16 protein-coding genes are annotated in these 16,069 nt (G+C 60.3%); 11 read left to right on the top strand and 5 right to left on the bottom strand.

Annotation, left to right across the window (positions count from 1 at the left end; genetic code table 11):
• Window positions 1-3 precede the first annotated feature (3 nt).
• The 3 genes from hisD to BXY39_RS19205 all read right to left on the bottom strand — a co-directional run bounded on the left by hisD (window position 4) and on the right by BXY39_RS19205 (window position 3,037).
• Window positions 4-1,323 carry a histidinol dehydrogenase gene (gene hisD, locus BXY39_RS16895; protein WP_121940066.1) on the bottom strand — a complete coding sequence of 440 codons (1,320 nt, stop codon included), beginning with the start codon at window positions 1,321-1,323 and terminating at the stop codon, window positions 4-6.
• A gap of 18 nt (window positions 1,324-1,341) precedes the next feature.
• A complete protein-coding gene (locus BXY39_RS16890) occupies window positions 1,342-2,289 on the bottom strand; it encodes a 3-hydroxyacyl-CoA dehydrogenase (RefSeq protein ID WP_211332313.1) in 948 nt (315 codons plus the stop codon).
• A gap of 457 nt (window positions 2,290-2,746) precedes the next feature.
• Entirely contained in the window at window positions 2,747-3,037 is a 291-nt protein-coding gene (locus BXY39_RS19205) for a hypothetical protein (protein ID WP_147453618.1), read from the bottom strand.
• Window positions 3,038-3,364: 327 nt separating this feature from the next.
• On the opposite strand from BXY39_RS19205, the gene BXY39_RS16885 reads away from it, so the two are divergent.
• A complete protein-coding gene (locus BXY39_RS16885) occupies window positions 3,365-3,697 on the top strand; it encodes a helix-turn-helix domain-containing protein (protein WP_121940065.1) in 333 nt (110 codons plus the stop codon).
• 491 nt (window positions 3,698-4,188) lie between these two features.
• On the opposite strand, the gene soxR is transcribed toward BXY39_RS16885, so the two are convergent.
• The gene (gene soxR, locus BXY39_RS16880) at window positions 4,189-4,632 is read right to left on the bottom strand and encodes a redox-sensitive transcriptional activator SoxR (RefSeq protein WP_170163918.1); all 444 of its coding nucleotides are present in this window, start codon (window positions 4,630-4,632) and stop codon (window positions 4,189-4,191) included.
• A gap of 95 nt (window positions 4,633-4,727) precedes the next feature.
• Here soxR and BXY39_RS16875 point away from each other — a divergent pair, with 95 nt between their 5' ends.
• From BXY39_RS16875 to BXY39_RS16860, 4 genes are all read left to right on the top strand, one after another.
• Window positions 4,728-6,020, top strand: coding sequence for an MFS transporter (locus tag BXY39_RS16875; protein WP_170163917.1), 1,293 nt, complete (start codon window positions 4,728-4,730; stop codon window positions 6,018-6,020).
• A 236-nt stretch (window positions 6,021-6,256) separates the two neighbouring features.
• Complete coding sequence (locus BXY39_RS16870; protein WP_121940063.1) at window positions 6,257-6,655, top strand: MerC domain-containing protein; 399 nt, start codon at window positions 6,257-6,259, stop codon at window positions 6,653-6,655.
• Between the two features lie 2 nt (window positions 6,656-6,657).
• The gene (locus BXY39_RS16865) at window positions 6,658-7,341 is read left to right on the top strand and encodes a DUF1826 domain-containing protein (RefSeq protein WP_121940062.1); all 684 of its coding nucleotides are present in this window, start codon (window positions 6,658-6,660) and stop codon (window positions 7,339-7,341) included.
• A 655-nt stretch (window positions 7,342-7,996) separates the two neighbouring features.
• Window positions 7,997-8,791, top strand: coding sequence for a hypothetical protein (locus BXY39_RS16860; protein ID WP_211332312.1), 795 nt, complete (start codon window positions 7,997-7,999; stop codon window positions 8,789-8,791).
• Between the two features lie 20 nt (window positions 8,792-8,811).
• On the opposite strand, the gene BXY39_RS16855 is transcribed toward BXY39_RS16860, so the two are convergent.
• Complete coding sequence (locus tag BXY39_RS16855) at window positions 8,812-9,657, bottom strand: LytTR family DNA-binding domain-containing protein (RefSeq protein WP_170163916.1); 846 nt, start codon at window positions 9,655-9,657, stop codon at window positions 8,812-8,814.
• 112 nt (window positions 9,658-9,769) lie between these two features.
• Here BXY39_RS16855 and BXY39_RS16850 point away from each other — a divergent pair, with 112 nt between their 5' ends.
• The 6 genes from BXY39_RS16850 (at window position 9,770) to rpoN (ending at window position 15,825) form a co-directional block, all read left to right on the top strand.
• On the top strand, window positions 9,770-10,537 hold the full coding sequence (locus tag BXY39_RS16850) for an outer membrane protein (protein WP_170163915.1): 768 nt from the start codon (window positions 9,770-9,772) through the stop codon (window positions 10,535-10,537).
• A gap of 280 nt (window positions 10,538-10,817) precedes the next feature.
• Complete coding sequence (locus BXY39_RS16845) at window positions 10,818-11,447, top strand: ribonuclease D (protein WP_121940059.1); 630 nt, start codon at window positions 10,818-10,820, stop codon at window positions 11,445-11,447.
• 20 nt (window positions 11,448-11,467) lie between these two features.
• Complete coding sequence (locus tag BXY39_RS16840; RefSeq protein ID WP_121940058.1) at window positions 11,468-12,241, top strand: hypothetical protein; 774 nt, start codon at window positions 11,468-11,470, stop codon at window positions 12,239-12,241.
• 39 nt (window positions 12,242-12,280) lie between these two features.
• Complete coding sequence (locus BXY39_RS16835; RefSeq protein ID WP_170163914.1) at window positions 12,281-12,838, top strand: LptA/OstA family protein; 558 nt, start codon at window positions 12,281-12,283, stop codon at window positions 12,836-12,838.
• A gap of 476 nt (window positions 12,839-13,314) precedes the next feature.
• The gene (lptB, locus tag BXY39_RS16825; RefSeq protein ID WP_425458915.1) at window positions 13,315-14,109 is read left to right on the top strand and encodes an LPS export ABC transporter ATP-binding protein; all 795 of its coding nucleotides are present in this window, start codon (window positions 13,315-13,317) and stop codon (window positions 14,107-14,109) included.
• A gap of 78 nt (window positions 14,110-14,187) precedes the next feature.
• Window positions 14,188-15,825 (top strand): RNA polymerase factor sigma-54, encoded by a 1,638-nt coding sequence (rpoN, locus tag BXY39_RS16820; RefSeq protein WP_121940055.1) that lies wholly within the window; start codon window positions 14,188-14,190, stop codon window positions 15,823-15,825.
• Window positions 15,826-16,069 lie beyond the last annotated feature (244 nt).

The raw sequence follows: 16,069 nt of genomic DNA, 5'->3' as shown, positions 1-16,069 counted from the left end.
CGGTCATGCCCCTCGCGGTTCCGCGGCCCCCGCATATGGGATGTTGCGCCCGCCATAGCGGCGCACCCTCACATTGGCCTGCTCTCCATGCCCGGCAAAACCCTCGAGCGCGCACAGGCGGCTGCAATATTCGCCCATCAGTGCGGATGCCTCATCGGTCAAAACCTTCTGATACGTGCATGTTTTCAGGAATTTACCCACCCAAAGGCCGCCTGTGTAGCGCGCCGCCTTTCTGGTGGGCAGCGTATGATTGGTGCCGATCACCTTGTCGCCATATGCCACATTGGTGCGCGGGCCGATGAAAAGCGCGCCATAGTTGCGCATATTCCGAAGAAAATACTCATCGTCGCTGGTCATCACCTGAACATGCTCATTGGCGTAATGGTCGGCGACCCGGAGCATGTCCGCATGATCCTCGCACACAATGACTTCGCCGTATCGATCCCAGGCTTGGCAGGCAATGTTTCGGGTCGGCAGAATTTCCAGCAGACGCTCAACCTCCGACAGGGTGTCTCGCGCCAGCTTTTCACTGTCGGTGATAAAAATCGCGGGACTGTCCGGGCCGTGTTCGGCCTGCCCCAAGAGGTCGGTGGCACACATTTCCCCGTCCACGGTTTCGTCGGCAATGACCATGGTTTCAGTGGGTCCGGCGAACAGATCGATGCCGACGCGCCCGTACAATTGGCGTTTGGCTTCCGCCACAAAGGCATTGCCCGGCCCTACGAGCATATTGACGGAGCCGATTGCCTGGGTGCCCAACGCCATGGCCCCGATTGCCTGCACGCCGCCAAGCGCGTAGATTTCGTCGGCGCCCGCCATGGCCTGGGCCGCGACGATGGCCGGCGCGGGTTTGCCTTCAAACGGCGGCGCGCACGTTACCACACGCCCCACCCCCGCCACCTTCGCCGTGATCACCGACATGTGCGCACTGGCCAGCAAGGGGTATTTGCCTCCCGGCACATAACAACCGGCGGCATCGACAGGAATGTTTTTGTGGCCGAGGACGACGCCGGGCACGGTTTCCACCTCAATGTCCCTGATAGCGCCGCGCTGTTCCTCGGCAAAGTTCCGGACCTGCTTCTGGGCGAACTCGATATCCTGAATGGCCTGCCTGTCAAGACTGTCGATGCATTGATCGATTTCACTGTCGGACAGGCGGTAGTCCGGCCTGTCCCAGCCATCAAACCTGATGGAAAACGCGCGCACAGCTTCATCGCCGCGCTGTTCAATATCGGCCAGGATAGCCTCGACAGCGTCTCGCACCTTGCGGTCGTCTTCTTTTCGAACGTCGCCTGACACCGCCTTTTTCAGCCAGATGGCCATTGAATGTTCCTTTCAGATTTACGAACCGTCTTTTTTCCAGCGCTCATGGAGTTTGGAAATCTGCATCAGTTTCCTGTTTCGCCTTGCAAGCGCTTGCGCGCGGTTCGGACTTTTTGCCCCGCCCGCCAGTTCCCTCGCCAACCGTTCCGCCGTCGATAAGGACCAGGCTTTGGGCGCGCGCCGGGACAGGGCAATATTGTGGTACAGGGACGAAAGGCGGGAGGCGTAATCCCTAATGCCGTCCGGAGCATTGAGCGAGATCGTCTCAAACGGTCCCATGAACGCCCAGCGCCGCCCCAGGCCGTCCCGCACCGTGCGGTCGATGTCCGCCGCGCTGGCGTACCCCTCTTCATAGAGGGCCCAGGCCTCGTTCAGAAGCGCCCCTTGCAGGCGATTGAGAATAAAACCCTCTATTTCCCGGTTCACGACCACCGCGCTTTGTCCGAGCCTTTCCATCAGGCCGCGCAGCACGGGAATATTCGCGGTCTCCGACCAGGGAGCCGGAACAATTTCCACAACGGGCACCAGATGCGGAGGATTGACCGGATGCACCACATAAAACCGCTCGCGGTTTTTGAGGTCCGCCGTAAAGTCGGAAGCCGCAATACCGGAACTGGAGCTGCCGACAAGGGCGCGCGCGGACAAACAGCGGTCAATTTCCGCGCAGACACTCCATTTGACGTCGACCCGTTCCGGAACCGACTCCTGCACATAATCCGCCCCGCTTACCGCGCTTTCGATGCCGGTGGTCAGCGTTATTTTCGCTGAAACCGCATGAGGGTCGTCGCAAAGGCCTTCACCGGCCATATCCGAGAGAGCCTGGGAAAGCCGGGCATGGAATTGGGTCATCGTCCGGGGGTTTTTGTCATAGACGCGCACGGTCAGTCCGGCCATGGCAAAACGGATGGCCCAGCCCTGACCGATCAGGCCCGCACCGATGATCGCCACTGTTTTAATTCCGGACACCCGCATCATCTCCAGCCCCCGCCGCCAATGAGCTGTCGTCAGGCCAGGAAATTGCCGCAAGGGGCGTCAGACACCTTGGCCGTTTTTACCCGACAATCGTTCGGGCAGATCAACGATGTCCGACCCGGCAAACCCGCGGCCGTTTATCCTGACGAAGCTCGGATACGCACCAGGATATTCAAGGGCCGTTTTTTCTGAATGGTATTTGACGGCGTTATCCATCGTGCGAACTTATTGCCCCGATGTCCGGGCGTCCGCTTGCCTTTGAAATGCGGGCAGTCCAGATGAAGCGCGCCATTTCGCGATCATCGCCCGCCAGTCCTGTGCACACGATGGGCCCGGTTCACGCACGCTGTCCGATTGTCCGGTTTCCGCTTCGCATGTGCTGAGGCCAGGAAGGGGGCTCCCATTATTCATCCCGAATAACCGTCCAAATATATCTCGGATAAACCCCATCTTATCCAACGGTTTTGGATAATCTGGACTTAACGTAAATTTTCTCTAAAGGAATATTCGTTGCCTGAGCTATGTGGGCTATTCCTGGGGAATTAGTTTTGGGGTTAATAAACTTAACTCTTAGTACATTTTCTTTTTCATTATAGCTATCTATGGGGAAAACCTCTCCGGAATTTCCGTATTCAATAGCGACAGCTTCTTTCAATACTGCTTTAATATCCTCTGTATTTTTTACGTAATATTTATTACACTCAGTGATATACTCGTCATATTCACTGATTCTTATACTCATTTATCTAATTCCCAAAATCCACTCTGCCTTAAAAAGACTGCTCACTTATCGAAACTGGGCTTCTTTCAATCATTTTTCTGGCTGCTTTTTCAGCAAACGTGGTTTGGATTATTTGCTAAACAGGCGGGTTATTTACTGTTCCCGTTGATATGCAAACCGTTGATGAGCGCAGCGGCACGCTTGATACACGATATGGTTTTATCGTTCTCCCCTGACTAAGCGTGTCGTTATTCAGGGTGACGATATTTGCAAAGATTTACAATATATATTAATTTTTTGCAAGTGATATAATGGTATAGTTTACAAGTTAGCGGCAGATTCTGGTCCATGGACCAGAGAAAACTGTTAGGCGCTAATATACGGGCACACCGGGAAAAACGGGGCTGGAGCCAAGAAGAACTGGCGGGCAGGCTCCAGTGTTCCGTATTTACAATTTCCCATATCGAACGCGGAAAAGGCTTCCCAACACTGGATACGCTTTTCAAGCTGATGAAAGCATTTGCCGTTAGTGCGGATACGCTGTTAGGTGTGGTGCCAAACCTTGAAGAAAAAGATGAACAAAATGACAGGGTCTTAGCGCTTCTTCCACTTCTTCAGCAGCTTTCCCCCGTTGGGATCAGGATAGCAAAAAAACAGATAAAGGCTTTGATTGAAGGATAAAAGCCGCATCATAAAATATAAGATAACAAAAATACACAAAAATAAATCATATATGCGAATTTACTATAATATTATTTTAGAAAAACCAAAACAGCCGGAAATATTATATATTTTAAAAATATATGGATAGAGAAAAGACATATATACTTATATATCTATTCCATGAAGCGTCGCCACGCTCCGCATGAAGAGGGAAGCCATCCTTATGAAAATAGATATTATTCCTTTTATAAGCTGATAAGACATTCGTTGTTTAATCACGGTATTTACCATTATTCTTTTTCCGCTGCTTCCGCTGCCTGCCCGCGTTCTGTGCGGTTGATGCAACTGTATGCAGTAGCAGAAAGTAACTGTCGAATTCATTTCCGGTGCGCCATTTTTGTTTGCCGTTGGCCGCCTCGCCGACCCCAGCCGCGCAGCAATGGTTCCACGCTTCGCGTCTCCAATGTGCCGGTATTGTCTGACGGCGCCGCACGCGCCGGCGTGCGTCCTCAACCGGTTCCCGGCAGCCGGTGCGCGCCCGCGCCCAGTGCGGCAAGCCGGTCGTCCGCATTGACGAGCGGGCAGTTCTCCACGCTTAAACAGCCGCAGCCGATACAGTCGCCCAGATCGTCCCGCAGGGATGTCAGAAGCGCGATGCGGGCCTCGAGCCCCTGGCGCCACGCCGTCGAAAGCGCGACCCAGTCCCGGCCAGATATGGGCCGGTCCTTCGGCAGGTGGCTGAAGGCCTCCGCGATTTCCGCAAGGCTCACCCCCGCCTTTTGCGCGATCCGTATGATGGTGACGCGTCGGATGACGCTGCGCGGATAGACGCGGTGGTTCGCGGCACTGCGCTCGGATCGGATCAGGCCTTTGCGTTCATAGAAGTGAAGTGCCGAAACCGCGACCCCGGTCCGTCCGGCAACCTCGCCAATGGTGATCTCGGACACCGCCATGGTCTGTAAAACTCCCTTGACCTCAACTTAAGTTGAGGCATTAGGCATACCCGATGTCAAGATGTTTGGGATCAGACTGTTCAGGACCTCTAGGAATGTCACACGAAACCATAAGACCCGCCGCATGGATGCCGTCGCGGCGGGCGTTCACGGGCTTTGCGGGCGCGGTGGGACTGGCCAACACGGCCGACGGCATCGCGGTGCTCGCATGGGCGTGGACGGCGTCCCTTCTGACGCGCGATCCGGTTCTGATTGGGCTGCTGCCCGCCGCCCTGCGCGTGCCGTGGGTGCTTTTTGCCCTGCCGTCGGGAATTCTGGCGGACCGCGCGGACCGGCGACGGCTGATCGTTGCCTGCGACCTGCTCCGGACGGTCGGCTACGGCCTTGCCGGGGCCGCGATCCTGTTCAGCCTGCCGCTCGGCGATCCTGGAGCCGACGGCCCGGCGAACCGTGGTTTGTATGGGGTCCTTGTTGGCCTTGGGTGTCTCATCGGGTGTGCGGAAGTGGCGCGCGACAACGCCGCCCAGGCGATGCTGCCGTCGATCGTGCCGCCGCACCGGCTTGAATGGGCAAATGGTTGGCTCGCAAGCCTTGAGACGGTCGGCAACAGCATGCTGGGCCCGGCCGCCGGCGCCGTCCTCATCGCCCTGTTTCTGCCATTGCCCTTTTTCGCGGTCGCGGCCGCTTTTTTGTGTGCTGCCCTTGTCACGGCCTCGCTTTCGGGCCGGTTCAGGGCCGGCGGGCGGTGCAGAGCCTCGTGGCGCGCGGACCCCGGCGCGGGCGTTCGTTTCGTGGCCCGCCAACCGACGCTGCGGGTTCTGGTGCTGAACACCGGATTTTGGACCTTCTTCGCCGAGATGGCGCTCATCGCCCTGATCCTGCACGTTCAGGAAAACCTCAATGCGGGGGCGACGACCTACGGCCTGATCCTGGCGGCGGGGGCGACGGGCGGGATCGCCGTGTCACCGCTGCTGAAACGCTTTCGCGCCGCCGCTCTCGCCCAGTGGATGACCATGGCCTCGGCGCCGCTTTTTCTGCTCATCGCCTTTGCGCCGGACGCGGTCGCGGTCGCGGGGGTGATGTTCGTTTTCCATCTCATCGGTGTGGTCTGGAACGCGCTGTCCATTTCCTACCGTCAACGGGTCGTGCCGGACGACATTCGAGGGCGGGTCAACAGTGTCTACCGTCTGTTCGCATGGGGGATGATGCCGCTTGGGCTGCTTGCATCCGGCCACATCGTCAATTGGGGCGAACGATACCTGACACGGCATAGCGCTCTGACGCTGCCCTTCCTTGTCGCCGCGTTCGGGATTGCGCTTGTCGCCATCCTGTCCTGGAAGCCTCTCGGCACCGGATTTCGAAACCCCTCGTCCGACAGGGATGGATAAAGACACCCGGGTCGGTCTTTTGCCGCTGCCCCCACTGCGGTCCCGGTATGGTCCCGGTATGGTCCCGGTATGGTCCCAGTATGGTCACGCCATAGCGAACCGGCGTGCCTTGCCCGCCGTCTCTTTCCGGTTTGCCTTCATGTTGCCATGGGATATGTTCGTTATAACATAGCGCCTTAAATCGGGGCGGCGCTTTCTCAAAAGCCGGCCGCCCCGCCCCATGGGGAGTATATTGCGTGACGGATTTTGCCGTATCCCGCACAACACGGTCTTGGGATGTCGTCGGTGTTCTGCTGTCGACCGTTTGCCTGATCCATTGTCTGGCGGTGCCGGTCGGGCTGGCCCTGATACCGGCCCTGGCCGGGACGTTGTCCGAACAGGAATGGCTTCACCGATTGGTGGTCGTGCTGGCGTTCATGGTGGTCGCCATTGCTCTTGTCACGGGCATCAGGGCGCACCGCCGGTATGGGCCACTTCTCCCGGCATCCGTCGGTCTTGCACTGCTGACCCTTTCGCTCATTGTCGGGGAAGAGCACTGGGCCGAGCAGCTTGTCACCAGCGTCGGGGCCCTGATGACCGCCAGCGCGCATCTGTGGAATCGCGCGCTCCTCAAACGCGCACTGGCGGCACGGTAACAATGGTGCGGCACACTGCGGCGACGCGCCGGCCTGAACCGGTCATGCCGGTTTTCCAGGCGTCGTCCATGTCGGACCTGTGCCGGTTTCCAGCCCGTCCGGAACCGCTCGCACGGCTCGGGCGAAAGCCGCTTGACGGGGCCGAATCAGTCTTTGCTCCGCTTACACGAAAGCCCTTCGGCATCACCGCACGGGTCGGCAGGCAAAGCGCTCATGCCGACATCGAGGCCGCTCTCACGCGGGAAGTCCCAGGTCCTGTGCGGGGCATGCCGTTCATGGCTGTCTGGCTCAGGGATATGGTCGCCATCTGCCGGCTCTTCTGTGCCATGCTGGACAGTGAGGCGGTCGGTTTTCGCCTCGGCACACAGCGCACATGCCGGCGGTATCATATGGATGACGTGCCGTTCCGCCTGCTTGTAACCTATCGGGGCCGGGGGACCGAATGGCTGCCCGGCGAGGCCGTCGACCTGCACGCCTACGAGACCGGCGCCCCGAATGAGGAGATTGTGCGGGACCCCGACAATCTGGAGACCCTGAACCCTTGGGATATTGCCGTTTTTCGCGGCGCACCGAACGGGCTTTTGCACCGGACCCCGGAAGCGGCCCTGTCCGGCGGGTCCATACTCATGCGGCTTGACCCCCCGTCCTTTTGGGACCGCGTGCTGGCGCCGCATTTCAAGGCCTGATCATCGCACTGCCGCCTCTGGGCATCCCCGTGCCGCAGGTCCGCAAAAGGACACTGTTGCCCCGTTTGGCCCTGTGTTGCAATCGTCTGCCATACGGACGCGGTGCGGAGACAGCCGGTATATTGAGAAGACGCCTGACGCTCGCCGCAGTCCCTGGTCTGGCGGCTCAATACCGGGGGTCACGGATATCGGACACGGAACGGGCCCTGCATGATACGCGGCACCCGGTGCCGCAGCGGCCATTTACAGTCCGTCACACCCGACAGGCCGAGAGGGGCGACAGGCCATTTCTGTACCCTTTTGGGAAGTACAGTCCTAAAAGGGGTGTACCCCCCAAAAGGGTACCACTATTCCAAAAAGGTCCCGTATCCGAACCCGTCTCCCAACCGCACATCCATATCCGCGCCAGATTGCCCAGATTGTATGGAGTCCAACCGGCCTTGCAATGGGCCGGTTCGACGATTCGGGAAAACCGCCTGCACAGACAGAACACCGTCTGGGCTGACTAGCTGGCCGGCTGATTGACTGGTCAGTCAGTCAAGTCCCCTTATGGAGTACAATGAAGCCGATAGAACCTTCGGTAAATCCGGCGACAGAAAAATGCCTGTTTTCCAATAGGGTTTGCCCTTTTGCCCGGATTCGATACAATCTCTGAATGAATTCCCCTTTCCCGAAAGGTTACATGCGCTTCCGCCTGAACAATCGGCCAGAGCGGCAAACACGCCGTATCGCAAGGGTATCGGCCGCCATGCTTGTGCTGGCGGTGCTCATTGGGCCGGCGCACACACCCTTGCAGGCTGTCACGCTCAGACACACCCCGGCGGCCGTGCCCATATCCGTGACTGCCCCGGATCTGTGTATACGCCTTGCCATGTCGGCGCGCGCGCGGCCGTTGCAGAATATCTATCACAGCCTGATCACATATTTCCGCGAGGCGGGCCTGTGCGCCGAAATTGTCCGCGTCCCCAGCAACCGCGACGCGGACTATATGAAGGCCGGTACCGTCAACGCCACCCTGCGCATCGCCGCCTTCGACGGCCGCATGGGCGAAGACAGCGTCATGATCCGCCAGCCCGTTCTGGAAGTTCCGGTTTTTCTGGTCACCGCGTCAAATACGGTGACATCCCTTGCCGATACCCGCGGCCAGTATGTGGCCTATCCGCGCGGCTATCTTTATGCGGACCTGCTGATGCGCGGCCATGACCACGTTCTGGCGGCGGGGGCCGAAACCCTGGTGGATTTATACAACAGGGGGCGGGTGCCGCATTTCATCCTGGATGAAATCAACCTCAACAACAGCACCATCGAACGCCCGTATTTCAAACATGCCGTCAGTGTCCACAGGATCCATCTGTTCGTCACCCGGGCGCTGTATCCCCTGATCGCCGATCTGGAACAGCACGCCGCCGCCTTTCAGGCCGGCGGCACCAGCACGGCCGAACACCGATAGAGGGACAGCCCGGCCCCGTTTCAGGCGGCGGGTCCGATGGCTTTCTTGGCCGCCGCCAGGCGGCGCCGGCTGACCGGCAGTGTCAGGCCGGTATCCAGACAGCAGACCCAGCCGCCCCCGCGCTTCCTCAGACCCTTGCAATGCCCAAGCGCCACCCAGTGAGACCGGTGAATTCTGAACCCCAGACCCGGTGGCAACGCGGCGTCCAGCTCTTTCAGGGCACCGGGCACCATGGCTTCGCCCCTTGGCGTACGGACCCGCAGATACTGGGCTTCGCTGCTGATTGAGACCAGATCCGTGCCAAGACGGTCCGGCAGGCCCTGAAGCAGCGGCGGCAGATCCCGCATTTCGGAGACAAACACAGTGTCCCCATGGGCCACAGGGATGGAACGGCTCGCGGACAGTCTGGCAAGACCGTGGCGGGCCAGCAGAAAAAGTCCCCAGAAAAAAACGGCAATGGGTGTCACGGTGGCAAGCTCATCGCCAAGGGCAGGCGCGAACCCCACCGGAACATCGTCCATGTCCCCGACACCGAAGACCGCTTCCAGAAAAAGCGACACCACAGCCAGAACGACGGCCCCCGTCAGCGGTGGCAGGATCACGGGTATGAAGCGGCGAAAGCCGCGCGCGCCGTCCGGCTGCGGCAGGCACCGCCACACCGCCAGCATGGCCGTCCAGCTTGGCAGGGTGTGACCCGTCCAGAAAACAAGGCGTTCCAGGAAAGACAGGCCCGGAGCGGCCGCCGGCTCCAACAGACTCAGCAGAACGCCTGACGCCACCCCCAGAAGGCCGCAGAGCCGCGCCAACGGACCCCACGCAGGCACGACGTCGAACGAGACAACGGGCGAAGCATACCGTTCATTCACAAAAATAACCGTTCGTTCAGTCCCCGTGAACCGGAGGGTCGCGGCGCCACTATAGGCAATCATCGCAATGTTAAAACCCGCAACGCCAAAACCCAAGAGGGACCGAACCGACATGAAAGCCTTTTCCATGACCCCGTCCGGAAAAACCCTGCCCAAAATCACCGCCAAGACCATGGTCAGGACCACCGGCCATACGCCGACCCGCGCCCGTGCGGGGATCGCCGCCTGCACGCTGATCGTCGCGGCCGCCATGGGCCTGGGCGAAAATGCCCTCGCACAGGAGGATGACGCAAAAACGGACGGATTCTACGTCCGGGCCACGGGCGGCCTGAACATCCTGTCCTCGGGCGGTTATGAGGTGGAAACGGCGGACGGCACCGCCAATACGTCCGATGCCGACTATCAGACCGGCTATGCCTTCGGCGGCAGCGCCGGATATGAATGGGCAAACGGTCTCGCGCTGGAAGGCGAGATCATGTACCGGCGCAATGATTACAACGGCTTTGAAGCCACGGGATTGGGAACGGTCGCGTCAGGGGACCTGGCATCCCTGTCCCTGATGGGGAATGTCATCTACGCCTTTCCGGGTCTCGGCGGCAACGGCCGGCTGCGGCCCTATATCGGCGCCGGCGCCGGCATCGTTCAGGAAATCGATACCGACATCACCCTGGACAACGGCGATACCCTGACCCTGTCAGGGGACGGCTTTGCATGGCAAGCGATGGCCGGCCTGCGCTGGCAGTTCAGCCGGCGCTGGCGCGCCCGGGTGGAAGCCCGCTATTTCGATGGCAGCGATGCCGCGCTGACGGCGGATGCCGCGACACTGCGGCCGGATTACACCCCCCTGTCCGTCCTGCTGTCGCTCGGATATGGCTTTTAGGCCCCTATGACTTTTAGGTCCCGTGGATAAAGGCCGTATAAACGGCGCCCAACCAAAGTCCTGGCCATGGGGGTACGCAGTGCCGTGCCCCCTGCCTTTATAACCGACATGGATAATGATCCGGCACAGGCACACGGATGGTACGGACCCGCAATCGGGGGGGCGCCCGGAACCGTATCTTCGACCCTGTATCTTTATGGCACTGTGTCTTTGACGAAGGCCCCAAGCCTGTGCCAAGGAAGGAAAAACCGACCTGACATCAATAATGCGGAAATGCCAAATGACCATTCACCTGCATGACGGGGATTTGCCGGACGGTCTGGACCTGGGACCCGTTGTCGCCATCGACAGCGAGACCATGGGCCTGATCCCGGCGCGGGACAGGCTGTGCGTCGTACAGTTGTCCGCCGGGGACGGCGACGCCCATCTGGTCAAGTTCGCCAATCCGGCGGACGGCGGCGCATCCGTCTATGCGGCGCCCAATCTGAAACGGCTTCTGGCCGATGACGGGGTGCTGAAGCTGTTCCATTTCGCCCGGTTTGATATCGCCGTGATGGATGCCTATCTGAATATCATGGCACATCCGGTCTACTGTACCAAGATCGCCTCCAAGCTGGTGCGCACCTATACGGACCGCCACGGTCTGAAGGATTTGTGCCGGGAACTGATCGGCGTGGACCTGGACAAGCAGCAACAGTCCAGCGACTGGGGCACGGACACCCTGTCCGAGGCACAGAAGAAATACGCCGCATCGGATGTCCTGCATCTTCACCGGCTGAAAGAGGCGCTCGACCATATGCTGACCCGCGAGGGCCGCATGGATCTGGCCGAGGCCGCCTTCAGCTTCCTGCCGGCCCGGGCCAGGCTGGACCTCGCGGGGTTTGAACCGATGGATATTTTCTCCCACTGACCCGGAACGGAACGACTGCGGTGCATAAAGCGGACAATCACTATGCCAGCCCGACGGACGCCAAGCTGCGCGCCCGCGCGGCCCTGACCCCGCAGCCGGCAAAACCGGCCAGCGGGTCGTGGGACCGGTTCGTCGCCGCCATGCGCATAGTCCTGCCGGTTGCCGCCATTGTCCTTGGCAGTGTCACCGTCTTCTGGCCCCTGCTGTCGGATACCGAGGTCAGCTTTACCCTGTCCAAGGAAGAAGTCGCCGCCAGCGATGACAAGGTGCGCATGACCAATCTGCGGTATCGCGGCACCGACGCCGTCGACAGGCTGTTTACCATCACCGCCGCCTCGGGCATGCAGGATGATCCCGCCTCGCCCCGCATCCGGCTTGAGGATCTGAGCGCGCAAATGGACCTGGAACCGGGCCTGCCCGCGCGGGTCGAGGCCCGAACCGGCGTCTACCGGCTGAACGAGGGGCGCCTGTCCCTGGTCGGCGGCGTGGAACTGACCAGCGGCGCCGACTATGCCTTGACAATGTCAGGGGCCGAAGTCCAGATAAAATCCCGCGTCGCCACCGGTCACGGCAACGTGTCGGGCCGCTCGCGCCTCGGCACGCTGGAAGCGGCGCGGGTGGAAATCCGCATCGATGAATCCAAGGGCGTTTTCGACGGCGGCGTGGCCCTGCGCATCACACCGGCCCGTGCCCGGACCGGGGCGGAGAACGGGTCGGATGCCAAGCCAAGTGACAGGCCAAATGAAGGCCCGAATGACAGACCGGACAACGGGACGGCCGGTAACCGGGATTAGGACCAGACGACGGATATCATCCGTGAACAGGGGATCATTGTGTTTCGCGCGTCTCTCATATTGGCATCGGTTCTTCTGTGCGCATCCGTGACGGGCATAGCGCCCCCCGGCCATGCCCAGTCCGTTTTGAAGGATCATGACACCTATCAGCCGATTGATATCACGGCCGACCGCCTGGAATTGAAACAGCGGGAAAGCCGCGCCGATTTCACCGGCAATGTCCGCGTTATTCAGGGCCAACTCACCATGACGGCGGAAAACCTGACGGTCTTCTACGAAACCGTCGACGGCACGAGCGACCCGGAAATCCGCCGCCTCGATGTCACCGGGGGCGTGCGTCTGGCATCCCGGACCGAAACCGTCGAAGGGGAATGGGGTGTGTATGATGTGGACAGGCGGCTTGTCACCATCGGCGGCAATGTCCTGATGACGCAGAATGACACCACGATTCGCGGTGATCGGCTGGAACTGGACCTGGTCTCGGGACTGACCAAGCTGGACAGTGTTGAAGACGCCGAGGAGGGCCGCGTGCGCGGCCGGTTCGGCATCCCCGCAAGAACGGGCGAAAAAGACAGCACGGACGGGCCGGGACGCTGACGGACCCAGGGCGGGGATAACCGGCATGGTATTGTCCGGCAGGTTATTTTTTGGCCAGCGATTTTTTGGCCAGTGATTTTCTGGCCAGTGATTTTCTGGCCAGTGATTTTCTGGCCAGTGATTTTCTGGCCGGCGACCCCCTGGCGGAACATGTGCCGACTTGGGATATCCGGCATGGCGCGTATCCGGAAGCGGTCTTTTTTTGTCGCATTGTCTCGACAGCGTCACGATATGATGCAAGAATCCCGCCAGTTAGTAGTTCATTAAAACTTTCACGGTTTAATACCCGTCACTGCCGGTCCGGTCCGACAGGCGGGAAACACCCCGGACACACCGCCAGGGTCTGACTTTGGACGGACATATCCGGGAAAGAAGCACCGAAGGCCACAACCACATGCGCGCACACCATGAACAGACTGCCTGACACCGATGGCGCCACGGGCCAGGCAGGGCCGTATCCGGCGGGTGCCCTGACCATGGGCGGTCATAACACCGACAGTCAGAATAGCGATGCCGATACCGGCCTTGGGCCGATCCCCGCCATTGAACAGGAAGGTCTGCGGGTGGACGGCGTGGGCAAGGCCTATGGCGGACGCCCGGTTCTGCGCGATGTGTCCCTGTCGGTTCACCGCGGCGAGGTGGTCGGCCTTCTCGGGCCGAACGGTGCGGGCAAGACCACCTGTTTTTACAGCATCACCGGCCTGATCGCGCCGGATCACGGACGGGTGGTGCTGGACGGGGTCGATATCACCCATCTGCCCATGTACCGCCGGGCACGCTTGGGCATCGGATACCTGCCGCAGGAAACATCGATTTTCCGGGGCATGACGGTGGCCGAAAACATCAAGGCGGTTCTCGAAGTGGTCGAACCCGACCGGGCGCTGCGCAACGCCATGCTGGATGAACTGCTGGAAGAATTTTCCATCACCCATCTGCGCGACACCCCGGCCCTGGCCCTGTCGGGGGGCGAGCGGCGGCGCTGCGAAATCGCCCGGGCACTGGCGGCCCGGCCCAATTTTGTCCTGCTGGACGAACCTTTTGCCGGCATTGATCCGATCGCCATCGCCGATATCCGCGATCTGACGGCCCATTTGAAGGATCGCGGCATCGGGGTTCTGATCACCGATCACAATGTCCGCGAAACCCTGGACATCATCGACCGTGCCTTCATCATCCATGACGGCACGGTTCTGTTTGAAGGCACCGCCGAACAGGTTCTGAAAGACCCGGACGTGCGGCGCGTCTATCTGGGTGAAAAATTCAGTCTGTAAACACGGACTGGCTGTAGACACGGACTGGCTGTAGAACGGGTACACCCGTTCGCCATAGGTTAAGGAGGGTCCATATCCATGGCGCTGACGCCACGGCTTGATCTGAGACAGAGCCAGCAACTGGTGATGACACCCCAGTTGCAGCAGGCGATCAAGCTGTTGCAGCTCAGCAATATGGATCTTGCCGACTATGTCGCCGGCGAGGTGCAAAGCAACCCGATACTGGAAATGGGCGAACGCGGCGGGGACGATCCGGCCGCCGCGCCGGGCGGCGAAGGCGGCGGCACGGCCAGCGATGAGGGCCTGCGCGAGGGCGGCGGCCGCGACGACACCGACTGGGACGCCGGTACCGCCGGCGCGGACGCGAAGGTCGATGACGGCCTTGTCGCCACGGACCGCAGTCTGGAAAGCGGATTTGACACCTCCGGCTCCAGCGACGCGGCGCTTGATACCGACTATGACAGCAATGTGTTTCAGCATGACAGCGTGGCGGATGCCATCGACAATGCCTCCAACCAGGCGGTCGGCAGCGACAGCGGGCTCGGCCTGGACGGTGCCGGTGCGGTCAAGGGCATGGGCGGCAGCGCGGTCAGCGATGAACGCGGCCTCGACCAGACGCTGGAGGACGGTGAAAACCTGAAGGATTTCCTGACCCGTCAGATGGCCGTGCAGATCACCGAACCCGCCGAACGTCTGATCGCGGCCCACCTGATCGATCTGGTGGATGAAACCGGCTATGCCGCGTCCGACAGTGTGGAGGATGTGGCCGGCCAGCTGGTGTGCGACACCGGACTTGTCGAGACGGTGCTGGTGAAACTTCAGACGCTGGAGCCGTCCGGCGTTTTCGCGCGCGATCTGTCGGAATGCCTTGCCATACAGCTCAGGGAACGCGACCGGTTCGACCCCTGCATGCAGGTGCTCGTCGACAATCTCGACCTTCTCGCCCGCCAGGAGCTGGGACAGTTGAAAAAACTGTGCCGGGTGGACGACGAAGACCTGTCCGACATGATCTCGGAATTGCGCACGCTCAACCCCAAGCCGGGCCTGTCCTTCGCGGCGGACACCGTCCAGCCCGTGGTGCCGGATATTTTTGTCCGCAAGGACCGCGCCGGCCACTGGACCGTGGAACTGAACAGCGACACCCTGCCGAAGGTCCTTGTCAACAGCCAGTATGTCGCCGAACTGACGACGGTCGGCGATGACAAGGACGTCAAGGCCTTTGTCTCGGAATGCGTTTCGAACGCCAACTGGCTGGTCAAGGCGCTGGACCAGCGGGCCAAGACCATCCTCAAGGTCGCGACCGCGCTGGTCAAAAAACAGGATATCTTTTTCGAACAGGGCGTCCGTTTTCTCAAACCCCTGACCCTGAAGGATATTGCCGAGGAAATCGGCATGCATGAGTCCACCGTTTCCCGTGTAACCAGCAATAAATTCATGTCATCGCCGCGCGGGCTGTTCGAACTGAAATATTTCTTCACATCCGCCATCGCCTCCGCCGACGGCGGCGATGCCCTGTCGGCGGAGGCAGTGAAACACCGCATCAAGGAACTGATCGATGCCGAGGATCCGAAAAAAATCCTGTCCGATGACAAACTGGTCGCCCTTCTGAAAGCGGACGGAATGGATATCGCCCGGCGGACGGTCGCCAAATACCGCGAGGCCCTTCGCATCCCCTCGTCCGTGCAGCGGCGCCGGCAAAAGGCCCTGACCGCCTGAGTCGGAGCCGCCGCACCGGATCGTCTTTTTTTCACAGCGTATTTTTTCCGATACTTTCCAGCGCTTTAAGACCACCCGCCACCGGCTTTTGACGGCACCCGCACCATATGTGATAGCCTTGAAAAGCTTGGGAAAGGATCAATGCCTCCGCCGAATGTCAGGGTTTGATTTTTATCAGGGTCGCCAGGCGGAAAAGGCGCTTCCATAAGCCGTGAGGGGACATCGGAACGGGCCCGGTGGGACA

Source organism: Eilatimonas milleporae (assembly GCF_003688555.1).
Classification (GTDB): domain Bacteria; phylum Pseudomonadota; class Alphaproteobacteria; order Sphingomonadales; family Kordiimonadaceae; genus Eilatimonas; species Eilatimonas milleporae.
This window is presented reverse-complemented; position numbering and strand designations above follow the sequence as displayed.